Source organism: Pelagibius sp. (assembly GCF_028281305.1).
GTDB lineage: Bacteria > Pseudomonadota > Alphaproteobacteria > Kiloniellales > Kiloniellaceae > Pelagibius.
Genome location: NZ_JANQKD010000086.1, coordinates 21,550 through 45,449, shown reverse-complemented (window position 1 = coordinate 45,449; position 23,900 = coordinate 21,550). Strand labels below are relative to the sequence as shown.

20 protein-coding genes and 1 pseudogene are annotated in these 23,900 nt (G+C 64.8%); 16 read left to right on the top strand and 5 right to left on the bottom strand.

Annotated features, from left to right (window positions below):
* The 3 genes from Q0982_RS16785 to Q0982_RS16775 all read right to left on the bottom strand — a co-directional run.
* Positions 1 to 279 (bottom strand): flagellin (locus tag Q0982_RS16785; RefSeq protein ID WP_299397412.1); only part of this gene is annotated, 279 nt, incomplete at its 3' end.
* A gap of 461 nt (positions 280 to 740) precedes the next feature.
* A complete protein-coding gene (locus Q0982_RS16780; RefSeq protein WP_299397411.1) occupies positions 741 to 1,577 on the bottom strand; it encodes a flagellin in 837 nt (278 codons plus the stop codon).
* Between the two features lie 382 nt (positions 1,578 to 1,959).
* A complete protein-coding gene (locus Q0982_RS16775) occupies positions 1,960 to 2,802 on the bottom strand; it encodes a flagellin (protein ID WP_299397409.1) in 843 nt (280 codons plus the stop codon).
* 658 nt (positions 2,803 to 3,460) lie between these two features.
* On the opposite strand from Q0982_RS16775, the gene fliS reads away from it, so the two are divergent.
* The 15 genes from fliS to Q0982_RS16700 all read left to right on the top strand — a co-directional run bounded on the left by fliS (position 3,461) and on the right by Q0982_RS16700 (position 20,692).
* A complete protein-coding gene (gene fliS / locus Q0982_RS16770; protein WP_299397408.1) occupies positions 3,461 to 3,916 on the top strand; it encodes a flagellar export chaperone FliS in 456 nt (151 codons plus the stop codon).
* A gap of 55 nt (positions 3,917 to 3,971) precedes the next feature.
* Positions 3,972 to 5,666, top strand: a complete 1,695-nt coding sequence (locus Q0982_RS16765; protein ID WP_299397406.1) for a flagellar hook-length control protein FliK — start codon at positions 3,972 to 3,974, stop codon at positions 5,664 to 5,666.
* Positions 5,667 to 5,684: 18 nt separating this feature from the next.
* Positions 5,685 to 6,476, top strand: coding sequence for a flagellar hook assembly protein FlgD (locus Q0982_RS16760; protein ID WP_299397405.1), 792 nt, complete (start codon positions 5,685 to 5,687; stop codon positions 6,474 to 6,476).
* 111 nt (positions 6,477 to 6,587) lie between these two features.
* Positions 6,588 to 7,856, top strand: a complete 1,269-nt coding sequence (gene flgE / locus Q0982_RS16755; protein WP_299397403.1) for a flagellar hook protein FlgE — start codon at positions 6,588 to 6,590, stop codon at positions 7,854 to 7,856.
* Positions 7,857 to 8,034: 178 nt separating this feature from the next.
* On the top strand, positions 8,035 to 8,364 hold the full coding sequence (locus Q0982_RS16750; protein WP_299397416.1) for a DUF1153 domain-containing protein: 330 nt from the start codon (positions 8,035 to 8,037) through the stop codon (positions 8,362 to 8,364).
* A gap of 360 nt (positions 8,365 to 8,724) precedes the next feature.
* Positions 8,725 to 10,428 (top strand): flagellar basal-body MS-ring/collar protein FliF, encoded by a 1,704-nt coding sequence (gene fliF, locus Q0982_RS16745; RefSeq protein ID WP_299397402.1) that lies wholly within the window; start codon positions 8,725 to 8,727, stop codon positions 10,426 to 10,428.
* Between the two features lie 15 nt (positions 10,429 to 10,443).
* On the top strand, positions 10,444 to 11,457 hold the full coding sequence (gene fliG / locus Q0982_RS16740; RefSeq protein ID WP_299397400.1) for a flagellar motor switch protein FliG: 1,014 nt from the start codon (positions 10,444 to 10,446) through the stop codon (positions 11,455 to 11,457).
* Positions 11,458 to 11,475: 18 nt separating this feature from the next.
* Positions 11,476 to 12,219, top strand: coding sequence for a FliH/SctL family protein (locus Q0982_RS16735; RefSeq protein ID WP_299397399.1), 744 nt, complete (start codon positions 11,476 to 11,478; stop codon positions 12,217 to 12,219).
* A gap of 27 nt (positions 12,220 to 12,246) precedes the next feature.
* Complete coding sequence (gene fliN, locus Q0982_RS16730; protein WP_299397397.1) at positions 12,247 to 12,609, top strand: flagellar motor switch protein FliN; 363 nt, start codon at positions 12,247 to 12,249, stop codon at positions 12,607 to 12,609.
* 28 nt (positions 12,610 to 12,637) lie between these two features.
* Positions 12,638 to 13,480, top strand: coding sequence for a motility protein A (locus Q0982_RS16725; RefSeq protein WP_299397396.1), 843 nt, complete (start codon positions 12,638 to 12,640; stop codon positions 13,478 to 13,480).
* 42 nt (positions 13,481 to 13,522) lie between these two features.
* The gene (locus tag Q0982_RS16720; RefSeq protein ID WP_299397394.1) at positions 13,523 to 14,911 is read left to right on the top strand and encodes a sigma-54-dependent Fis family transcriptional regulator; all 1,389 of its coding nucleotides are present in this window, start codon (positions 13,523 to 13,525) and stop codon (positions 14,909 to 14,911) included.
* 110 nt (positions 14,912 to 15,021) lie between these two features.
* Positions 15,022 to 17,064, top strand: coding sequence for a flagellar biosynthesis protein FlhA (flhA, locus tag Q0982_RS16715; protein ID WP_299397414.1), 2,043 nt, complete (start codon positions 15,022 to 15,024; stop codon positions 17,062 to 17,064).
* Positions 17,064 to 18,032, top strand: a complete 969-nt coding sequence (locus Q0982_RS16710; RefSeq protein ID WP_299397392.1) for a hypothetical protein — start codon at positions 17,064 to 17,066, stop codon at positions 18,030 to 18,032. The genes flhA and Q0982_RS16710 overlap by 1 nt, the downstream gene beginning before the upstream one ends.
* Before the next feature lie 4 nt (positions 18,033 to 18,036).
* Positions 18,037 to 18,825, top strand: coding sequence for a MinD/ParA family protein (locus Q0982_RS16705; RefSeq protein ID WP_299397391.1), 789 nt, complete (start codon positions 18,037 to 18,039; stop codon positions 18,823 to 18,825).
* A gap of 13 nt (positions 18,826 to 18,838) precedes the next feature.
* Complete coding sequence (locus Q0982_RS16700; protein WP_299397389.1) at positions 18,839 to 20,692, top strand: hypothetical protein; 1,854 nt, start codon at positions 18,839 to 18,841, stop codon at positions 20,690 to 20,692.
* A gap of 54 nt (positions 20,693 to 20,746) precedes the next feature.
* Here Q0982_RS16700 and Q0982_RS16695 read toward each other — a convergent pair whose 3' ends face one another.
* Complete coding sequence (locus Q0982_RS16695) at positions 20,747 to 21,181, bottom strand: flagellar FliJ family protein (protein WP_299397387.1); 435 nt, start codon at positions 21,179 to 21,181, stop codon at positions 20,747 to 20,749.
* Positions 21,182 to 21,590: 409 nt separating this feature from the next.
* Positions 21,591 to 22,904, bottom strand: a pseudogene (gene fliI, locus Q0982_RS16690) (flagellar protein export ATPase FliI); the annotation flags it as partial.
* 239 nt (positions 22,905 to 23,143) lie between these two features.
* Between fliI and ctrA the strand changes: the two are divergent.
* Complete coding sequence (ctrA, locus tag Q0982_RS16685; protein ID WP_299397386.1) at positions 23,144 to 23,863, top strand: response regulator transcription factor CtrA; 720 nt, start codon at positions 23,144 to 23,146, stop codon at positions 23,861 to 23,863.
* Positions 23,864 to 23,900 lie beyond the last annotated feature (37 nt).

Sequence of the window (23,900 nt, the reverse complement as noted above, 5' to 3'; positions counted from 1 at the left end):
GGCCTTCATACGCTGCAGCACGTCGGAGATACGGCCGAGACCACCGTCGGCAACCTGCACGACCGAGGCACCCTGGGAGGCGTTGATCCCCGCCTGGGTCAGAGAGGTGACGTCAGCCTTCAGACGCGTGCCGATGGCAAGACCGGCGGCGTCGTCGGAAGCCTTCACGATGCGCGAGCCGGAGGCCAGCTTGCTGACAGAGCTCGACGCCTGGGACGAGTTGTAGTTGAGAAAACGGAGAGCCGAGTTGGCCGCCGTATTCGTAGCAACAACAGGCATAGTTCAATTCCTTCTACTTGAAGTGACCCCACCGCATATAGCCGTGGAGTTTAGAACCCATCCTACTTGGACGGATATCCCCAGCACCGCGCCTTGCGGGCACCGGGCATCGGACACTTATACCGCAAAACAGATGCCAGAACGCTCACCCAAAGGTTGCTATTCATACAGGACAACCATTTGGCCGGTCTTGCTGAGGAAGGATGCGAAGAGGAGACGCAGAAAAGCGGCAAGATTTGCCCAGTTCACTAGGCAAGATCTGCCGCTTGCGGCGGAATTCCGGCGCAACTTGCCGATGAAAATCGACTATGACGAGAGCTTACTCGTTTCGCTGAGATGACAAAGGCGCTGCGGAACGGGCCTTGATCACGAGAAAGCGGCAACAAAAGGCGGCAGTGCCCACGAAACAGTCCCCCTCCCCCAATTGCCGCGCGGCTCAGGCTCTACTGCAGACCCAGGCTCTACTGCAGCAGTCTCAGAAGGGCCTGCGGCAGTTCATTGGCCTGGGACAGCGCCGAGACCGAGGCCTGCACAAGGACCTGTGACGACACCAATCTACTTTGCTCCGCCGCCAGATCGACATCCATGATCGAGGACCTGGCTGCCTCAATGTTCTCCAGCGAGGTGGCGATCTGCTGACCGCGGAACTCGAAACGGGAGATCAACGCACCGGACGTGGCCCGTGCCTCCGAAATAATATCAATGGCCGAGTCGACAACACTCATAGCGTCGGTCGCAGCCGTCGGCGTGACAACACTGGCAGCCAGACCCATGGCCGTCGCATGGAATGCGGAGGCCGCCGCCGCCAGTGTAGAGTATGACACCGAGATGTTGTCTCCGGCCTCGCTGCCCACGAAAAAGTTCTGTGGCGATGCCCCCGAGCCATCCAGAAGGGAGTCGCCGTTGAAGCGCGTGGTCTGAGCGATCGCCGTCACTTCCTCACGAAGCTGCTGAAACTCGGCGTCAATGAAGCCACGCTCGGTGTTGGATGGCACGCCCGACAGCGACTGGGCGGCTAGAGCCTTCATACGCTGGAGCACATCGGCGATGCGCGCCAAGCCGCCATCCGCCACCTGAAGCACCGACGCACCCTGCGCAGCGTTCACCGCCGACTGGCGCAGCACCGTCACGTCAGCCAACAGCCGCGTGCCGACGGCAAGACCGGCGGCATCGTCCGAGGCCTTCACGATGCGCGAGCCGGAGGCCAGCTTCGAGACCGAGGATCCCGACTGCATCGAGTTGAAGTTCAGAAACCTGAGCGCCGAGTTGGCGGCTGTGTTCGTCGTAACCGTAGGCATGTGTCTGCTCCAAATACCTGCTCGGGTAACACTCCACAGCCCGCCGTCCTGACCGGCTGCCGCGCCGCAATGTCACGGCACGCGTGGGATACCCAGTGATCAGCACAAAGCGTGCCAAATTCGCGTACAATTTTTCTCTATTAAAATCATATACTTATCCACCGCTCGCAATCCCAGTTCGAGCGATCCTCCTACGATTGTGGAAAATTCTTCTGCCACACCCGGTAAGCTTTTCCCCCTACCCCCGGGGCCTTGAGGGCAGAAGCTGCCTGGAAGAAGAGAAGGGAGGACACTCTGAACGACTATGCCGCAGGCCAAAAAAGACCGGGGCGAGGAGCCACTGCCGGCCCCCCGCCCCGCTCACCTCTGCCCAACGAGGTGTTTACTGAAGCAGTCTCAGGAGAGCCTGCGGCAGCTCATTGGCCTGGGATAGCGCCGAGACCGAGGCCTGCACAAGGACCTGTGAGGAAACCAATCTGCTTTGCTCCGCCGCCAAATCGACATCCATGATCGAGGACTTGGCCGCCTCGATATTCTCCAGAGAGGTCGCAATCTGCTGGCCGCGGAATTCGAAACGCGAGATCAAAGCACCAGCCGTCGCACGGGATTCGGAGATCAGATCGATCGCCCGGTCGACAACCGACATGGCTCCGGAGGCGGCGCCGGCGCTGGCCACGTTGGTCGTCGCCGTAATGCCGATCGCCGCTGCCGAGTAAGCATCGGCGCTGGCGGCCAAGGCGGAGTAAGTGACCGTGATGTTGTCTCCCGCCTCGCTGCCAACAAAGAAGCTCTGCGTCGTGGCCCCGGTTCCATCGAGAAGGGAGGCACCGTTGAAGCGTGTAGTCTGGGCGATCGCCGTGATCTCCGACCGCAGCTCCTGGAATTCCGCGTCGATGAAGCCGCGCTCCGTGTCCGAGGGCACGCCCGACAGCGACTGCGCCGCCAGGGCCTTCATACGCTGCAGCACGTCTGCGATGCGCGCCAGGCCGCCATCGGCAACCTGCAGCACCGAGGCGCCCTGAGAGGCGTTGACGGCGGACTGCCGCAACACCGTGACGTCAGCCAGAAGTCGCGTACCGACGGCAAGACCGGCGGCATCGTCAGAGGCCTTCACGATGCGCGAGCCGGAGGCCAGCTTCGAGACCGAGGATCCCGACTGCATCGAGTTGAAATTCAGGAACCTGAGTGCCGAATTCGCGGCGGTGTTCGTTGTTACTGTAGGCATAGGTCCACTCCAAGTACCTGCTAGGGCAGAGTCCCGGCTGGGCGGCGCCTTCCATCGGCAAGGCCGGCAAAGGCGAGCTGCAACCGGGTAGGCCTTCCTCAGCACAGAGCGTGCCAACTCTCAGGCCATACAAATAGTGGATACATTTCAGAAGGTTATCGGTTTGCATCGCAGCCGGCGGCCGAGCTTCACCGGCAGGATTGTGGAAATTCCTGCAGCGCGATCCGGGTAAAGATTTCCCCTCTCGAGCGAACAGCGGCGGCAATCCGGCGGACCTTGCCGCGACGGTTCGGCGGACTGTGCGACCTTATGAATCCCCAGGCAGCTCCCCCGAAGACGGCGCGGGCCGTCCTTGGCGCGCCGTCCGCAGACCCGATGAGACTGTCTGACCCCGGGGCCACCACCCGGCAAGCTTATCCTCAGGCAAGCAAGAACTGCAGGGCAAGAAGCGACAGCCTGGCCAGCCGCGCGCGCTCGACATCACGTTTTGTATCATAAAATCAATACTTTAAAGAATATCGAGCAATTGGCCCGAGGCTTGCTTACTCATCCCGTGACATGGATTGACCAGACAGATGTCGCCAACCGGTTTGGTGGATAGGCAGCCCGAGATCCGGCCGCTGGTCCGCTGCTCCGGAACGCAACACGGAGAAGAACAATGCCGCTTACCGCAACTGAAGCCTTCCGTAGCGAGGTCGCATGCGCCCGCCCCACGCGGGTTCTTGTGATGCTCTACAACGAAGCGATCAATGGCCTGGCCGCGGCGATCAAGGCGATCGGCGACAACGAGATCGAAGAGCGCTGCAATCGCATCAACGTGGTGACCGAGATCGTGGCCACCCTCCACATGAGCCTGGATCTGGAAAAAGGCGGGGACGTTGCCGAGCAGCTGGGCGGCCTCTACCGCTACATCCTGGCGCGGCTGATCCGCATCAACATTCACAGCGATGCGGAAATGGCGGCTCAGATTATTGATGTACTGAAGCCCCTGCGGGATGCCTGGGAAGAAGTCGATCGGCGGATGGCCGAAGGCGAGGATCTCGCCGCTATGGAAGCCGCCATGCTGCGGCGCGTTGAGGCTGCCGGCAACCGGCTTACCATTCACGCGGCCTAAGCCCTCACCCCCAGTCTTTACCTCCGCGACCCAAGAAAGACGTGTAGATCAGGCGATGCAAGTCACCAACAGCGAGTTCCCCGCCATCGTAGGCGGCACGCAGAGCAAGACCGAGCAGCGTTCCGGCGACGGAATGTTCGACGAACTCTTGCGGCAAGAAGAAGCACGCTACGAGGAGTCCGACACCTGGCAGTCGGATCACAATGACTACGACCGAGCTCCCAGCGAACGCAGGGACGACTACCGCGACGATGACCGCAGGGAACCTGAAGCTGCGTCTGACCGTGGCGAACCGGAAGATCGCGACAGTGATGAGTCGTTCGATCAGGCAACTGACGAACGCGATGAAGACCTGAGCACCGACTCCGGCGACGCTGTCGAAGAAACGGAGGAGGCGGTCGAGAGCGCCCAACCTGCGCCCGATGAGACCGCGGGCCGGCCCGCAGCCGACGACACCGCTTCTCCGGCTCAGGCGACCGCAAAACCCGATCAGACCCAAGGCACCGCGCAGACGGCAACGACGGAAGATGCTGCTGCTGCCGTGTCACCTCAGACTCAGGATGATGGTGCCGCGGCGGCCCCAGGCGCCGCTGCTGCGGCAACGCAAGCCGCGACGGACCCGGCCGCCTCGGCCAACAACACCGGCACCGGCGAAACCGCCGCGGTTCCGGGCGGCGCTCCGGCAGCGTCCGGCCAGGCCGGCGTCGCGGCCGGCACATCGCCGGCGGCCTCGGCGAGCGGACAGCAGGCTGCCGGCACCGAGGCAGCGAAGAGCAAGGCCGCCGATACGGCCGGCCGTGCTGACTCAGCCAAGCAGACAGCAGGGGCCCAGTCGACCGCATCTACCGCGTCTTCTCGCAGCGAGACCACAGGCAGCGGCGACGCCCCGCTCCCGACCGATGAAGCTGTCGTGACCACAGAACGCGCCGCGGTGACGTCACGCCCGGCAGCCGCCCTCGGCGGTGCGGCAGCGACTGCCGCGATGGCCGAGCAGGCAAGGCCCAAGGAGGGGACCTCCGGGGCCGCTGAGCGCAACGCCCCCAAGAAAGGTTCCACCAACCCGGCCGGCCTGACCGGCAATGACAAAGCCGCCCAGAACACCATGACGCAGGGTGCGGGCAACCCCGCGACCGGCAATGCCGCCGCGCAGAACGCCCAAACCGCTGCCGGTGCTGCCAACACGAAGGCCGGACCCATGCCCGCCGCTGACACGGCCGGCAATGCCGGTGGCACCAACCAGATGCCAGGCGGCACGGCACCAGGGGCAATGGCTGGGACATCGAGCCAGTCGACCAGCTTTGCCGAGACCCTGGCCTCGACACGGGGCAACCTGCCCTCCACCACCGCCGAGCAAGTAGCCGTTCAGGTTCAGAAGGCTCACCTTGCGGGCAAGGACCAGGTCAACATCAAACTCAATCCGGCTGAACTGGGCCGGATCGACGTCAAGCTCGAACGCGGTGACGACGGCGTCCTGCGCGCCGTTATCTCCGCCGAGCGCTCGGAAACCCTCGATCTGCTGCAGCGCGATGCCCGCGGCTTGGAGCGAGCTCTCCAGGATGCCGGCGTAAAGACCGACTCCGGCAGCCTGAGTTTCAACCTCAAGGGCCAGCAACACGCCGAGCGTGAGTCCTCGAACGGCAGCTCCGGCGAGGGGCAGCCGACCGCCGACGCTGAACCGGAAGACTCGCCAGCGCCACCACCGCCACCGACTCTGGGCAGTCATGACGGCGCCCTGGACATCCGGGTCTAAAACGGAAGGGACCGCGATATGGACATCACGGAAACACGCAGTCCGGTCAACGGCGTCCCCTTTGTTGACACCAGCAGCAACGGCGGCGGCCTGACAAACGGTACGTCCCTGGCTGAGACCTTTGACACCTTTCTGACGCTGCTGACCACCCAGCTGCAGTATCAGGACCCGCTGGATCCGATGGATACCAACGAGTTCACCTCACAGCTCGTCGAGTTCACCGGCGTCGAACAGGCGATTGCCACCAACGACAAGCTGGACGCGCTGATCGCGCTGCAGAACACCAGCCAGCTCAATGACGCGGTGTCCTACATCGGCAAGACCGTCTCGGCGGACGGCATCGTCCTCATGCTCAATGACGGCAGTTCGACGATCAACTATGCGCTCGGCGGCAACGCGTCGGAGGTCAACATCCTGATCATCGATGAGCAGGGTGAAACCGTCCGCACTCTGGAGGGCAAGACCGAGGTCGGCGAGCACGACATCGTGTGGGACGGCCTCGATGACGACGGCGACCCCTTGGAGGATGGTCTTTACGGTTTCCTGGTCACGGCGGTCGACGCGGATGACAATCCGGTACCCCTTGTTCAGGGTACGGCCGGCGAGGTGACCGGCGTGAAGGTTGTCGATGGCGAGGTCGTTCTGGAGATCGGGGAGCTGGAAATCGAACTGAGGAAGGTCCTGACGATCAAGCAGACCGCCAGCGATGGAGGTTCTGACACCCCGCCGGACGGAGGTGACGGTTCCTCCGGCGACGGAGATGGCGACTCTTCCGGTGATGGGGACAACGATCCGCCTGCTGACAGCTAGTGAGCGGGCCGTAGAACGAGACGAGATGCAACGAGACTTAGAGAACGGAAATCGGATCCGGGGCGCAGAAGCTTACAGCGCCACCCCGGTTGTAACCAAGGAGACGATGTTATGAGTATTTACGGCGCAATGTTTGCCGGCGTGTCGGGTCTAGCCGCTCAGAGCAACGCTCTGGGCATGATCTCCGACAACATCGCAAACGTGAACACCATTGGGTACAAGGGCGTGAGCGCGCGCTTCTCGACCCTGGTTACCCAGGCGGCGACCGAAACGACTCACACGCCGGGCGGCGTGTCCTCGTCGCCCTACTCCTTCGTCGACCGGCAGGGCCTGCTGCAAGGTTCGGCCTCCGGCACCGACCTTGCGGTGGCCGGCCAGGGCTTCTTCGTGGTCAACGAGTCGGCGACCCCGGGCTTCGGTGACGACTTCTACTTTACCCGGGCAGGCTCCTTCAATCCGGACCAGAACGGCAACCTGGTGAACGCCGCCGGCTACTTCCTGCAGGGCTACGACATCCGCACCACTGCCGCGCCGCCCAGCGCCAGCACCTTTACCGGCCTGCAGACCGTGAACATCTCCAACCTCTCCGGCAGCGCGGCGGCGACGACCAACATCGCTCTGGGCGTCAACCTGCCCTCCACGGCTCCCACGGTTGCGCCGGGCAACTCCTTCTCGGTGACGGCCCAGGTCTTCGACTCCCTGGGTAATGCCCATGATATGGACATCACCTTCACCAAGACTGCAGCCAACACCTGGAGCTGGGCGGCAGGCAACCCGACCCTGGACGGCGGCGCGACGGCCTCCGGTACGGCAACGGGCACGGGCACCATTACCTTCGGCACCGATGGCACGCCCTCAGCCTTCTCTCCGGCTGCTCCCAGTATCACCCTGACCGGCCTCACCACCGGCGCGGGCAACGCCACGATCACCCTCGATCTGGGCACCGTGGGCGCGACCGACGGCCTGACCCAGTTCGCCGGCGACTTCACCATCTCCAACATCGATCAGGATGGTGTGCGCTTCGGCAACTACACAGGCATAACAATCAGTGAACAAGGGATAGTGACAGCCCTATTCGACAACGGGCAGAGACTGGACATATACCAGCTCCCGCTCGGCATGTTCCGCAACCCCAATGGCCTGGAGGCCCGCACCGGCAACGTCTACCTGGAGACCAACCGCTCCGGTAACTTCCAGCTGAACCTGGCGGGCAACGGCGGTGCCGGCAACATCGCCCCGGCGGCGCTGGAATCCTCGACCGTGGATCTGGCCGAGGAGTTCACCAAGATGATCATTACCCAGCGTGCCTACTCCGCAAACACCAAGGTCATCACAACGGCAGATGACATGCTGGAAGAGCTGATCCGCGTGAAGCGATAGGTTAACGCCACCTGACCCGAACCCCCGCAAGCCCTGAGGCCAGCGGCGGTTCGGGTCCTTAAGGAACCCTTCAAGAACTCTAAAGCAACCCTTAACTACCTGATTTAGCGAATTTTAAACAGGCCAAGCCTATCCTGACCGGCACAGAGAGAGTGTGATGAACCACGGGAACTTGTTGATGTATTCCGACAGCTCAGGTAGGCCGAGCAACATCATCGGTCCGGCAGGCAAGCCGCTGACCCTTGACGACCTGCCCCCGCCGTCCACACGGCGCTGGGTGATCCGTCGCAAGGCAGAGGTGGTGACTGCTGTGCGCGCCGGCCTTCTGACCCTGGAAGAGGCCTGCGAGCGCTATAACCTCTCGGTCGAAGAGTTCCTGTCCTGGCAGAGCCTCATCGACAAGCACGGCATGCGCGGCCTGCGCACCACCCGTCTGCAGCAGTACCGCCGCGTTGCCGGACGGAGCAGCCCGCCCGAGAAGTCGGACGACAGCCACTCGGGCTCATAAGCCCGGCCAGCCAACCGACGGGGCCCCTCCGCCCTCGCCTCTCTCCTAGACAGCCGGAGAACGGTCCAGCCAAAGATCCGCCGGATCCGGACTCCTTAACAGGACCTTTCTACAACCCCGCCGCAGGTACTCGGCGGGGTTTTGCTGTTCTCGCCCGCGCCTCTTCCCGCCAGCGCCCAGGGCGGAAAAAACTTCCCAGCGGCTAGGCAATAATTGCCCGCTGTTAACGGCGCCTTTACCGGAAGCCCCTAGCCTAAAAAACATAAGCCAGCCAAAGCGATGAACCGATAAACGCTGGTTCGATGGAGCCTCTGGTCGAAGGCTCTGAATGCAGTCGTTAGAGTTTCAGGACGGAAAACTGTGAACTCTCTTTTTGAGACGCTGAAGAACCTGGGGCCCGCGCGCCTGGGGACAATGGCGGCGGTTGCCGCGGGCATCATCGCCTTCTTTATCTATCTGACAAGTCGCCTGGCATCGCCGGAGATGGCTCTGCTCTATGCCGAGCTCGACGCACAGGACAGCGGACAGATCGCGGCACGCCTGGAACAGATGAATGTTCCCTACCGCATCTCCGAAGATGGCGGACGGATTCTGGTGCCTCATGATCAGGTCGGCCGGACGCGACTGGTAATCGCCGAGGAAGGGCTGCCAAGCGGCGGCTCGATCGGCTATGAGATCTTCGATCGTTCGGAAGGTCTCGGCACCACGAACTTCGTTCAGAACATCAATCACGTGCGCGCGCTGGAAGGTGAGCTGGCGCGCACCATCCGGTCGGTCTCGAACGTAAAGCAGGCCCGCGTCCATCTGGTCCTGCCGCGCCGCGAGCTGTTCAGCCGCGAGCGCCAGGACCCGAGCGCGTCGATCGTGCTCATGCTGGGCGGTGCACGCGGCATCGACCGGCAGCAGGTCTCCGCGATCCAGCATCTCGTTGCCGCTGCGGTGCCGGGCTTGAAACCGAATATGGTTTCGATCGTCGACGACAGCGGAAGCCTGCTGGCAAGAGGCGCTGCCGAAGGTGAACTGGAGCAGTCCGCCTCGCGCGCCGAGGAGATGCGGGTGGGCTTCGAGGCCCGCATGGTCCGCACCATCGAGGAACTGCTGTCACGTTCTCTGGGCGCCGGCAATGTCCGTGCCCAGGTCTCTGCTGAGATGGACTTCGACCGCGTCACCGAGAACGCCGAGATCTTCGATCCGGACGGTCAGGTCGTCCGCTCCACGCAGGTGGTCGAAGAGCAGGCAAACAGTCAGGATGGCGCGCCGGCGGGCGTGACCGTCGGCAACAACCTGCCTGACGCCCTGCCCGACCTCGACGAGGGCGGCGGCAGCCAGAGCCAGACCTCACGCACGGAAGAAACCGTCAACTACGAGATTACCAAAACCGTCAAGACCCACATTCGCGAAGCCGGCCTGGTCCGGCGCCTTTCTGTTGCGGTGATGGTCAACGGCAAGTCCGTCACCGGCGACGAAGGACAGGCGACCTACGAGGCCCGCACGGCCGAAGAGATGGAGAAAATCGCCTCGCTCGTGCGCTCGGCCGTCGGCTACGACGAAGCCCGTGGCGACACTATTGAAGTCGTCGAGATGCCCTTCGTCGAGATCGAGGGATCCGAGGGGATTGTGGAATCAAGCTTCCTCGGGCTCTCCAAAGCCGACCTGATGCGCGCTGCCGAGCTGCTGGTGCTGGGCGTCGTCGCCGTCCTTGTGCTGCTGCTCGTGGTCCGGCCGCTGCTCGGTCGCCTGCTGGAGGTTGACGAGGTGGAAGGCGCAGAGGCCGGCCCCGCGTTGCTGCCTGACGGCAGCCCTCAGCCGGTCCTCACCGGACCGGACGGACAGCCCGTACCGCGCCTGCCGGGCGATCCCGCAACCACCGTGGCGACGATGGTGGAGGGCGGCGGCGAAGGCGCCGACAGCAACGTCGCCAATGAAATCGACCAGATGATCGATCTGAATCAGGTTTCGGGCCGGGTCCGCGCCTCTTCCATCAGGAAGATCGGCGAGATCATCGAGAAACATCCGGAAGAGGCAGTCGGGATCATCCGCGGCTGGCTCTACGCCGACGCCTAGCCCGGAGGAGCTGCGATGGCGCGCGAAGACATCCAGAGTATGAGCGGACCGGACAAGGCCGCGCTGCTGATGCTTGCGGTCGGCGAGGACAATGCAGCGCGCCTCTTCAGCATGATGGAGGACGACGAGATCCGCGAGCTGTCACAGGCTATGGCGAATCTCGGCACCGTCACTTCCGAGCTCATCGAGCAGATGCTGGTGGAGTTCGCCGACCGCATATCCACCACCGGCTCGGTGATCGGCAACTACGACAGCACGGAACGGCTGCTGAGCAAGGTTCTCGACAAAGACAAGGTCGAGGGCATCATGGAGGAGATCCGCGGCCCTGCCGGACGCACCATGTGGGACAAGCTGGCCAACGTCAACGAGATGGTGCTGGCCAACTATCTGAAGAACGAGTACCCGCAGACGGTCGCCGTCGTGCTCTCCAAGATCAAGCCGGAGCATGCCGCGAAGGTCCTGGGCGTGCTGCCGGAACCCTTCGCCATGGAAGTGGTGATGCGTATGCTGCGTATGGAAGCGGTGCAGAAAGAGGTTCTGGACGACGTCGAGCGCACGCTGCGCAACGAATTCATGTCGAACCTGGCAAAGACCAACCGCCGCGATTCCCACGAGCTTATGGCGGACATCTTCAACTTCCTGGACCGCACCCTGGAATCGCGCTTCCTGACGGCCCTTGAGGAACGCAACCGCGATTCCGCTGAGCGCATCAAGGCCCTGATGTTCACCTTTGAGGATCTTGGAAACCTGGACCCGGGCGGCATCCAGACCCTGCTCGGCGCCGCCGACAAGGACAAGCTGGCTATCGCCCTGAAGGGCTGTTCGGAATCGCTGCGTGACTTCTTCTTCTCGAACATGTCCGAGCGCGCGGCGAAAATCATGAAGGAGGACATGCAGTCCATGGGGCCGGTACGCCTCAAGGACGTCGACGAGGCGCAGATGTACATGGTCACCACGGCCAAGGATCTCGCCGAAAAGGGGGACATCGTGATCAGCGAAAGCAAGGGAGAGGACGAGCTCGTCTACTAGGCGGCTCTCTAATCAGCCATGGACACTCACGAAAAGTTCCTGTTCGAAACCTCCTTCGAGCCCAACGTCCTGTCCGGCGCGGCCCAGGCGAAAGCCGCCGAGGAAGCAGAACCGGAGGAGCCTCCTGCCCCGACCTTCAGCGAGGAAGAGCTGGCGGCGGCAAAGCAGGCGTCTTTCGCGGAGGGAAAGGCCATCGGCGAGGCGGAGGCCGGACGCGGTATCGCGCAGCGCACCGCCGAACAGCTGGCCGAGCTTTCGGCGAAGTTCGAAACGCTGTCCACGGAGCTGGGTGACAAAGTGGACACGGCGCATCGCGAAACGCTGATGGCGGCGATGACCGTAGTGCGCAAGCTGTTTCCCCGCCTCAGCGAAAGCCAGGCACAGGCGGAGATCCAGGCGGTCGTCGAAGACTGCCTGGAGCGCCTGCGCGACGAACCGCGCCTGGTGGTCCGGGCGGCCGACCAGGATCTCGACGCTCTCAGGCTGCACCTCGACGGCTGTGTCAAGCGCAGCGGCTTCGACGGCGCGCTGGTCTTTCTCGCCGACGAGCGTCTGGATCCGGGCGACATCCGGGTGGAGTGGGCCGACGGCGGCGCGGAACGCGATCTTGCGGCGCTCTGGACCGAGATCGACGGCATCATCGAACGAACCCTGAGTGGCAACTCCCCGGAAGCCGGAGCCGCCGCACCTCAGGCCGTGAAAGAAGCGCAGCCGGCCCCACCAACCGCCATGGAACCGCTGCGGCGGGCGAAAACCGCCTGACGGCGGCATGTTGAGAGGAGGTCTTAAATGACCGAAGAAGATACCCTGGATCTGGCCGACCTCGATGTCGGGACCGGCGATCTGGCCCCCGATGATGATGAAGACAGCGGCCAGTTGCCCGACGGTGGCCGGCCGCCGACCAACGCCAAGGAACTGGAAGCGGTCTACGACATCCCGGTCCAGGTTTCCGCCGTGCTCGGCAAGGCGAACATGCAGGTCAGTCAGCTTCTGAAACTGGGCCGCGGCGCGGTTGTCGAGCTCGACCGCAAGGTCGGCGAGGCGATCGACATCTATGTAAACAACCGTCTGGTCGCCCGCGGCGAGGTCGTGGTGGTCGAGGAGCACCTCGGCGTGACCATGACCGAGATTATCAAGGTCGACCGCAACTAAGCGGAAAACGTCGGGAAGCAACGCAGCAATGGCGAACGTGGACACCACGAGCAACAGCGGTCAGCCCGCCGCAGCGCCCCAGGCGCCGCGGATCGGACCGACTGTTGACTTCGCCACCCTGCTGGGTGTCAGCGGCGCCTTTGCGATGATCATCGGCGCCATGGTGCTCGGCGGGCAGCCTTCCGCTTTTCTGGACGTCCCCGCGATCCTGATCGTAATCGGCGGCACCTTTCTGGTTACCACCGTGTCCTTCAGCCTGACCGAAATCGGCCAGGCCCAGGGCCTGATGTTCCGGGCTGCCGTCTACAATTCCGAGTCCCCCGACAACGCCGTGCTGCAGGCCCTCTATCTGGCCGATCTGGCCCGCAAGCGCGGGCGCCTCGCGCTGCAGAACGTGACCGACAACCTGATCGAGGCTCCCTTCCTGCATCGCGCCATCACCCTGGTGGTCGACGGCCTGCCGGCCGAAGAGGTGGAGCGGATTCTGGCCCAGGAAAGCCAGGCCACCTACGAGCGCCATCTGCGTTCCGCCGGCGTGCTGCGCCGTGCCGGCGAGGTCGCGCCGGCCATGGGCCTCATCGGGACCCTGATCGGCCTCGTGCAGATGCTGGGCAACCTGGACGACCCTTCCAGCATCGGCCCGGCGATGGCCGTCGCGCTGCTCACGACCTTCTATGGCGCCGTCCTGGCGAACATGGTCTTCACGCCGCTGGCGACCAAGCTGGAGCGCAACGCCCGGATCGAGTCCGTCGTGCAGCAGATCTACACCATCGGCGCGGCTTCGATCAGCCGGCAGGAAAACCCGCGGCGGCTCGAGCTTCTGCTTAACACCGTTTTGTCCCCTCGCGAGAGGGTCGATTACTTCAACTGACAGTGATTACCGGATTCAACAGTTAGGACGTGGAGAGAAGGCATGCGGCTTCTCATTGTAGGAACACTGGACGGACATATTGCAACGGCGGGAAAGCTCGCCCTGCAAAGCGGCGCAAAGGTCGCCCATGTCGACGATGTCTCGGGGGCCATGAACGCCCTGCGGTCGGGCCAGGGCGCCGATCTGGTAATGGTGGAGGTCAGCCTCGACATCGGCAACCTGTGCTCCAGCCTTGAGTCCGAGCGCATTGCCGTCCCGGTGGTCGCCTGCGGAATCGGCCCGGAGCCTTCGGCTGCCGCCGATGCCATCCGCGCAGGTGCGCAGGAGTACATCCCCCTGCCCCCCGATGCGGAACTGATCGCTGCCGTGCTCTCCGCCGTTGCCGAGGAGACGAGCACCGTCGTCTTCCGCGACCCCATTATGAGCGACGTACTGCGCCTGGCCGAACAGGTGGCGCCGTCCGATGCCAGCGTCCTTATCACCGGTGAATCCGGCACCGGTAAAGAGGTCATGGCCCGCTTCCTCCACAGCAAGTCGAAGCGAGCCGCCCAGCATTTCATCTCGGTGAACTGCGCGGCCATCCCCGAGAATCTGCTTGAGTCCGAGCTGTTCGGGCATGAGAAGGGTGCCTTCACCGGCGCCGTGACCCGGCGCGTCGGCAAGTTCGAGGAAGCCAGCGGCGGAACCCTGCTGCTCGACGAGATCTCTGAGATGCATCCGCGTCTTCAGGCCAAGCTGCTGCGGGCGATCCAGGAACGCGAGATCGATCGCGTCGGCGGCGGACAGCCGATCAAGGTCGATATCCGCCTGCTTGCGACCTCCAACCGAAACCTTGAGGAAGAGGTTGCCAAGGGCAACTTCCGGGAAGACCTCTACTACCGCCTGAACGTCGTGAACATTCCGCTGCCTTCGCTGCGCGAGCGGCCTCAGGACATTCCCATACTGGCCCAGCACTTCACCGCGAAGTATGCGGAAGCCAACGGGATGACGCCGCTCAAGCTGACCCCGGAAGCGCAGGGCGTGCTGGCCGGGCACCACTGGCGCGGCAATGTGCGCGAACTGGAAAACACCATGCACCGGGCGGTCCTGCTTTCGCGCGACGGTGTTATCGATGCGAGCGCGATCATTCTGACCGGCCAGAGTCTGCGGCCCTCCGAAGGCAAGGCCGCCGAGAGCGGCGCCGGAGCGGAGCCCGATGGCCAGGATGGCCAGGCTGCCGGCGACGTGAAGGCCCTGGTGGGCCGCACCGTGGCCGACGTGGAGAAAGATCTGATCCTGGACACCCTGCAGCACTGCCTGGGGAACCGAACCCATGCGGCCAACATCCTTGGAATCTCCATCCGCACGCTGCGTAACAAGCTGAAGCTCTACAGCCAGGATGGCGTCGCCGTGCCGATGCCGGGCGACAACGAACGGACGACACCGGCTTGAGCGAGAAGGACATGAACCGAAGCGGGTAAGGCAGCACGAGAGCCAAGATGGCCGAGTCCAACGCAGACGACTCCTCGGCGGGCGGCAGCCAGCTAGCCAACGCGTTCAACATGCTCAAGCGTGGCGATGTCGCGCTGGCGCTTGGCGTGACGACCATTCTCGTCGTCCTCATCCTGCCGATGCCGAGCTGGATGCTGGATCTCTCGCTGGCGGTCTCCATGGCCTTCTCCGTGTTGATCCTGATGACCGTCCTCTTTATCGGCAAACCGCTCGAGTTCAGCTCGTTTCCGACGGTCCTGCTCATCGCGACGATGATGCGCCTGGCGCTGAACCTGGCCTCGACGCGCCTCATCTTGTCCGAGGGTCACAGCGGCACCGATGCCGCCGGAAAGGTGATCGAAGCCTTTGGCTTCTTCGTCATGAGCGGCAGCTTCGTCATCGGGATCATCATCTTCGGAATCCTGGTGATCGTGAATTTCATCGTGATTACAAAGGGTTCCGGGCGCATTGCGGAGGTCTCCGCGCGCTTCAGCCTGGATGCCATGCCGGGCAAGCAGATGGCCATCGACGCCGACCTCTCGGCCGGCCTGATCGATGAAGCCAGCGCCCGCGCCCGGCGCAAGGAACTGGAAGACGAAAGCACCTTCTTCGGGTCCATGGACGGCGCCGCCAAGTTCGTCCGCGGCGACGCCATCGCCGGCCTCATGATCACCTTCATCAACGTGATCGGCGGCATGATCATCGGTGTCGCCCAGAAGGACCTGACCTTCGGCGAGGCCGCCGAAACCTATACCCTGCTGACCGTCGGCGACGGCCTGGTCAGCCAGATCCCGGCGCTGATCGTCTCCACGGCCGCCGGTCTCCTGATCACCAAGTCCGCCGCAGCCGGCTCCATGGACAAGGCGGTCGTCGGCCAGCTCAGCGGCTATCCTCTCGCTCTCGGGCTTTCGTCTTTTCTTATGCTGGCGCTGGCGCTGCTGCCGGGCATCCCCGCCGTCCCCTTTCTGGCCCTGGCGGCTATCGCCGGCGGTTTCGCCTGGCTCGCCAGCCGCCGCAACGCCAGCGCCGCGGCCGAGCAGGCCCAGGTCGCCGCCGCCGAGGCCCAGGCGCCGGTGGCCGAGGAGCCGATTGCCCAGGCCCTGCAGATCGACCACGTGCGCCTGGAGCTCGGCTACGGCCTGCTGCCGATGATCAACGGACAGGGCGGCCAGCGGCTGACGGACCAGATCAAGTCCCTGCGCCGCCAGCTGGCGCAGGAAATCGGTTTCGTGATGCCCTCGGTACGGATCCAGGACAACCTGCAGCTCCCTGCAAACACCTACATCATCCGGGTGAAGGAGATCGAGGCCGGCCGGGGCGAGTTGCGTCCCAACATGCTTCTCGTCATGGACCCGCGCGGGGAGAAGATCCCCCTGCCCGGCGAAGACACGGTGGAGCCCACCTTCGGCCTGCCGGCCCTGTGGTGCGACGAGTCCAGCCGCGAGGAAGCCCTCTTCCGTGGCTATACCGTGGTCGATCCGCCGACGGTGGTGACAACCCACTTGACCGAAACGATCAAGGAGAACATGGCCGAGCTGCTGTCCTATGCGGAGACCCAGAAGCTGCTGGACGAGCAGGATAGCGAACAGCAGAAGCTGATCGGCGACCTGATTCCCAGCCAGATCACCGTCGGCGGCCTGCAGCGGGTGTTGCAGAACCTGTTGTCGGAACGGGTGTCGGTCCGCGATCTGCCGACCATCCTCGAAGGTGTCTCCGAGGCCTGCGGCTACACCCGCAATGTGACGGCGATCACCGAACACGTGCGCGCCCGCCTCGCCCGGCAGATCTCCAACGAGCAGGCCAACGCCGAAGGCTTCATCCCCATGGTGACGCTCTCGCCCGAGTGGGAGCAGTCCTTCGCCGAGGCGATCGTCGGTGAGGGCGAAGACCGCCAGCTCTCCATGGCGCCGACACGCCTGCAGGAGTTCATCACGGCAGTGCGCCAGACTTTCGAGCGCCACGCAATGCTGGGTGAGAGCCCGATCCTGCTGACCAGCCCGCCGGTCCGGCCCTTTGTCCGCTCCATCGTCGAACGCTTCCGCCCCTCGACCGTCGTGCTGTCCCAGAATGAAGTGCACGCGAAGGCGAAGATCAAGACTCTGGGGCAGATCTGATGCTGCTGCGCAGCTTCACCGGCCGGACCCTGCCGGAGGCCATGGACAAGGTGCGCGCCGCCCTGGGCGACGAGGCGATCATCCTTTCCACCCAGGATGACGGCGCCGAGGGCGTCAAGATCACCGCCGCCATCGAGAGCGAGGCCGGTGACGACACCGCACCCGAAGCGCTCTACGGCGAACTGGAGCAGGCCGACCGGATCGCGACCGTCCTGGACCACCACCGCGTGCCGCGTGGCCTGGCCGACCGTCTGCTGAACGCGGCCGGCGGCCTGTTGATCGACGACTGGGTCATGGCCCTGGCGGCCGCACTGGATCACGAGCTGGGCTTCCAGCCGTTGTCTGAGGTTGGTCCCGAACAGCCGCTTATGCTGGTCGGCCCTTCCGGCGCCGGCAAGTCGGTGACCGCAGCCAAGCTCTGCGCCTGTGCCCGCCTCGCGGGTGCAAGCAGCCTCCTGGTCACCATGGACGCCGACAAGGCCGGCGGCCGGGCCCAGGCGGAGGCCTTCGCCGAGGCGCTCGGCGCCCGGCTGGTCTGCGCCGCTGGGCCGGAAGCGGTGGCCGCCGCCGTTCGCGAGCGCGGCGACGGCGAGATGGCGGTTATCGACACGGTCGGCAGCAATCCCTTCGACGAGGTCGAACTGCGCATGCTGGGCGATACGGCCGAGGCGGCGGGGGCACGGCTTGCCGTGGTGCTCTCCGCCGGCGGGGACCCGGCGGAAGCCGCAGACGCAGGGCTTGCCTATGGCGAGCTTGGAGCCACCGCCCTGATACCCACGCGCCTGGATGCCGCGCGCCGGTTCGGCGGCGTCATTGCCGCTGCCCATGCCGGCGGGTTGTCCTTCCTGGCCGCCGGCGTTTCCCGGCACATCGGCGCCGGCCTGGTGCCGGCGAACCCGGTATCCCTCGCACGGCTGCTCGGCACCTGCGAACCCTTCGAGCCCACCTCCCTCTTGGCGGCGGAATGAAACGATGAGTGAAGCACCCGTGATCGAGACTGCGAAGAGGCCCCAGCGCTGCGCCAACATGGTCGCCGTCGCCTCGGGCAAGGGGGGTGTCGGCAAGACCTGGCTCTCCGTCACGCTGTCCCAGGCTCTGGCGAAGGATGGCCGCCGCGTGCTTCTCTTCGACGGTGATCTGGGCCTGGCCAACGTCGATATTCAGCTCGGTCTGCAGCCGGGCCGCGACCTCACCGGCGCACTCGCCGGCCAGTACAGCCTCGCAGAGGCCGCCGCCACTCATCCCGAGGCCGGCTTCGACGTCATTGCCGGGCGTTCCGGCAGCGGCGGCCTGGCGGGCCTCGCCGCACCGCGCTTTTCGTCCCTGCTGCAGGATCTGGCGGCACTCTCGCCCCGCTATGACAGCACGATCCTGGACCTGGGAGCCGGCTTGGAGCGCAGCGTGCGCCAGCTCGCCGCCCTGGCCGCGACCAGCCTGATCGTCGCAACCGACGAGCCGACCTCGCTGACCGATGCCTATGCCTTCATCAAGCTCGCCCACCGCCAGGACCCCAAGGCCGACATCCGCATCGTCATCAACATGGCAGGCTCCCCCGCAGAGGGAGAGCGCACCTATGCAACCCTGCTGAAGGCCTGCGAGTCCTTCCTCAAGATCTCGCCGCCGCTGGCCGGCGTCATCCGCCGCGATCCGCGGGTGAAGGACGCCATCCGCCACCAGATCCCCACCCTCACCCGTCACCCGGTCAGCGACGCCGCCAAAGACGTCGAGAAGCTGGCACAGCACCTGCGGCGGCGGGGATAGGCGGAGCGGAGCGATGCGCAGCTTCACGTCCGGGGTCAGCCCAGGCGCCGCCCGCTCGGTCTCCCCCGCCCTTCCTGAGATCGCCGCGCGGCTTGTCGACCCTGCTCCGGAGGTCGCCCGCCTGAGCGCCGGCCAGTTTCTGCGCGGTCAGGTCGTTGGCCAGGATGACGCCGGACTTTTGCTCATCCAGACAAAGCTCGCCATCGTAAAGCTTGCCGCTGCCCGCAGCCTAGCAGTCGGCAGTGAGGTAATCCTGCAGGTGCGCGCCGGCGGCACACAGGCGGGGCTCAGCGTGATTCCCGTCGAAGGCGCAGGTCCGGCCCCGACGGCAGGAGACGACATCGCACGGCCTGCCGTGGTCAGCGGCCCGGCCGGCCCGGCCCCCAGACCGGGGGTCGCCGCCGCGCTGACCGCGGATCTCATCTCCAACGCCTCCCTGCTGCGTGCGGTCCTGCAGACGGCACCGCCGCTCCCGCTGCTTGCGGGCCTGCCGAGCGCCGAACCAGGAAGCGAGCTGCTGCTGCGCATTCTCGCCATCGCGACCCCACAGGCCGGCGCCACCCTGTCGGCGGGCGGCTCGGGCACACCTGGAAACCCGGGCGGTGTCCAGGGTCCGGCGGGTACAGGCCCGCAGGGGGTTGGCCTCCAAGCCGGCGCTCCGGGGCCGACGACCAGCCCGGCCGGAGCCGGACAACAGGCGGCCGTCCCAGGTCAGTCGCCGGCCTCCCCCGGCGGAGGAGGCGGCCCGGGCGGCGGGTCCATTGCCGGCCCGTCCCAGCAAGCTTCGAACACCTCCGGACTTGGGACCGCTACCGGCGAACCCGGCCTCAAGCTGGCCCCCCAAACCTCCGCCATCGGCGCGGGCCGCAGCGTGGCCGCAGTGCTTCAGGGCGTAACCGCATCAGGGGCCGCCCAGGCCGCGGGCGCGACGGCGCCCGGTGCGACGGCCGCTGGCGCAACGAGCGGGGCCGCCAACGCGGCCCACGCGGGCGCGCCGGAGGCCGGAGCGCAGACGCAGACCGCGGACGGCCGGACGCTACGCCTGACGGGTCTGGTGACCGGAAAGGCGGCCGGCGCCCCGACCATCCTCCACACGCCTCTGGGAAGCATCACCCTGAAAGCGCCCATCGATCTGCCGGCCGGAAGCAGCCTGTCTCTGGAGGTGCTGCTGCCGGAGGGCAGCCGCCCGCCGCCGCTGCTGCCCGGGCTCTCCGCCGCCTGGCCGACGGCCGAGGCTCTGGAAGAGATGCTGTTCGCAAATCTGCCGCCGTCCCATTCCGAGGCCTTGCTGCGGGCCCTGCCCCAGGTGGGCCCCCGGCTCGGCTCGGGTCTTCTGTTCTTTCTTTCCGCCATCAACCAGGGCAACCCGCTTGCCTGGCTGGCGGCACCGGCAGCGGCCCTGGAACGGGGCGAGCGCGGCGACTTTATCGAGCGGCTTGGCCGGGAACTGGCCGGGCTAAGCCGCAACGTAGAGGCGGCCGGCGGCGACTGGCGGCTGTTTCAGATTCCGGTGTGGAGCGATCAGGGCCTGCGCGAACTGCGTCTGTTCTTCCGTCACCATGACGGCGGCGGCCAGGCCGGCGAAGCCGGTGACGAATCCGCCACCCGTTTCGTACTGGAGTTGGACCTCAAGCGACACGGCGAACTGCAGCTCGACGGCTTGGTCCGCGGGCAACAGTTCGACCTCATCCTGCGCAGCCGGCGTCACCTTTCGCCCCTGCTGCGTGCGGATCTCCTGGCGCTCTTTGAGGAAACGAATGCGATCGCCGGCTACCGCGGGCGCCTGGTGTTCCAGACCTCCCAGGACTGGGAGCAGGTCCATCCTGCCCCTCGTGCAGGCGCTCTGGAGCCGGTGCTCGAAGTCTAGAGTCAGATCTCGTCGGTACCGGAGTGGCAGGCGACCTGGCGTAGCTGCCCCAGATCAATCGGCGCCGGCGGCCCCGGCGGCACGGCGTCGATGCATTTCCAACCCGGCCTCGTCCGCCAGGACCTGCTCGCGCTTCGATTGCTTCTCGGCTTCACGCCGGCGCTGGTTGCTGTGTGCCGTCTCGTACTTCTTCAGCTCCTGAAAAGCATCGGCGATCTCTTCCCGAGCCGCGGCGATCGATCGCTCGACCTCGGCAACAGACTCCTCGATTTTCTGGCGGCGCTCCAAAGTCGAGCGGATGAAGGCCGGCAATGAGATACTGGTGACGTCGGCCCGGGCCGCCGCCTCCTTCTCGCGCCGCAACTCCTCTTCCAGCGTTTCGATGTTGCCCTGCAGCCGTTCGCGCAGGCGCTCAAGCTCGGCAAGCTTCTGCCGCTTCTCGTCCAGGTTCCAACGATGCACGCGCATCAATTGATCAAGAGCCGCCACGGTTTTCTATCTCCTGCAGGTACGTTCATCTGATTGCTTCGGCGCCCGGTTCCAGCGGTGCCGGCGCATCGGCCGGACCGCCCGGACCAGGGTTACTTGGACCAGGATTGCTTGGACCAGTACTGCTTGGACCGGGGGCATCCGGGCTGGACCCGGCTGGGTGAGACCCCTCTGGGACCGCCTCCGCCCGGGCGGAGGACTTTTTGCTGCGCCGCAGGTTCAGCGCTTCGGTCATGCGCTGCCGGCGCTTCTCGAGGTCTTCGGCGCGGCCGCGTACGCGCAACGCTGCCGCACCGGCCGTCCCGCCGCCTTCGAGACCCGGAGACGCATCGTGCATCGCCACACCCTCATCCGTAGGCCCTGCCCCCTCATCTTCCGGCGCCGCGGCTGCCTCCGTGGCCGGATCGGGCAAGCCGAGCAGCGCGGCGAGCTGCGTGTAGCCCTCGGCCAAGGTGCTGCACTCTTCCTTTCTCTGTCCGAGAAAGTCTTCGATGGCCTGGTAGTAGTGGATTGCTTCGTCGATGGCCGGGTCGCTGCCCTGCTTGTAAGCGCCGATGCGAATCAGCTCTGCCATGTTCTCGTATGTAGAAAGCAGACCGCGCGCCCGGTCGACAAGGGTGTTCTCATTCACGCTGTTGCAGGCCGGCATGGTGCGGGACACGCTGCGCAAGAGATTGATGGCAGGAAAGCGGTGGCGCTCCGCGACGGCGCGCTCCAGAACGATATGGCCATCCAGAATTCCGCGCACGGCATCGGCGATCGGCTCGTTATGGTCGTCGCCTTCCACCAGAACCGTAAAGAGACCGGTGATGGAGCCGCGGTCGACGCCGGGCCCTGCACGCTCCAGGAGCCGCGGCAGCTCGGCGAAGACCGAGGGTGTGTAGCCTTTGCTGGCCGGCGGTTCGCCGGCGGAGAGTCCGATTTCGCGCAAGGCCATGGCAAAGCGGGTGACGGAGTCCATGAGGCAGAGAACGTCCTGACCCTGGTCGCGAAAGTACTCACCGAGGGTCACCGTCAGATGGGCCGCCTGGCGGCGCATCAGCGGCGGTTCGTCGGAGGTTGCGACCACCACGACGGAGCGGGCGAGCCCTTCCGGACCCAGGTCGTCCTCCAGCCATTCCTGAACTTCGCGGCCACGCTCGCCGATCAGACCGATCACGTTCACGTCGTCCTTGGCATAGCGGGCCAGCATCGACAGCAGAACCGACTTGCCGACACCCGATCCTGCGAAGATGCCCATGCGCTGGCCTTTGCAGCAGGACAGGAAGGTATTGATGGCGCGCACGCCGAGATCGATCTTGCCGCCGAGCCGCATGCGGCTGTGCGCCGGCGGGGGTGCGGCTCTCAAGGGATAGGGCAGCGGTCCGCTTGGCAGGGGCCCTTTGCCGTCAATCGGCTCCCCCAGGGCGTTCACGACGCGACCGAGCCAGGCTGACGACGGGCGCACCACCGGTTCGCTCTCCAGGACCTCGGCCTTGCAGCCGAGCCCGACGCCTTCCAGAGAACCAAAGGGCATCAGCAGGGCGCGCTTGTTGCGGAAACCGATCACCTCGCAGACGACCCTGCGCCCGCCTCTGGCGATGACCGCGCAGCGCGATCCGATGGAAAGGGCCTGGTCGAGGCCTGCTACTTCGACCAAAAGGCCAAGAATGCCGGCGACACGCCCGTAAAGACGGTAGTCCGCCACTTGGCCAATTTCCTTAACAAATGCGGAGACTACCATCCGTCCATCGACCCTGGAGGGGCGTAACGCCCACTGAACTCACCTCTCAGGCAAGTGTCTGCGATCGGACTTAAGGTTGGGTAAAGCGCGCGGACTGGGGATCTGATCGCACAAAAATGCCCGAAAGCAGCGAAACAGTTTCCCCCAAGCAGCGCCGGTAAGAATTTATTAACAAAGGTTCGGCAAAATGGTTAATAATCAAGTCTCAGGCGAACTATACGGGCTTTAGGTCAAACATCATGCGAGTTCTGCTTGTCGAAGACGATACCGCGACCGCTCAGGGCATTGAAATGATGCTCCGGTCGGAAGGTTATGTTTGTGACACCACCGATATGGGCGAAGACGGCCTGGAAATCGGGAAACTCTACGACTACGACATCATCATTCTGGACCTCATGCTGCCGGACATGGACGGCTACGAGGTCCTGCGCCGCCTGCGGGCGGCCCGGGTGAAGACGCCGATCCTGATCCTGTCGGGCCTCTCCGGCCTCGACGACAAGATCAAGGGGCTGGGCGTCGGCGCTGACGACTACCTGACCAAACCGTTCGACAAGCGAGAGCTGGTTGCGCGTATTCAGGCCATCGTGCGCCGCTCCAAGGGCCATTCGGACTCGGTGATCTCCACCGGCAAGCTGACGGTGAACCTGGACACCCGCACGGTCGAGGTCGATAGCCAACCGCTGCACCTGACCGGCAAGGAGTACGGGATCCTGGAGCTCCTTTCGTTGCGCAAGGGCACGACCCTGACCAAGGAGATGTTCCTGAATCATCTCTACGGCGGCATGGACGAGCCTGAACTGAAGATCATCGATGTCTTCGTCTGCAAGCTGCGCAAGAAACTGGCCAATGCCACCGGTGGCGATAACTACATCGAGACGGTCTGGGGCCGCGGCTACGTGCTGCGCGACCCGGTCAACGCCGAGGGCAGCGAACCCACGAAGCAGGCAGCCAATGCGTAAAGCATGACATCAGCGCCGGCTAAGCCGGGCGCCATGA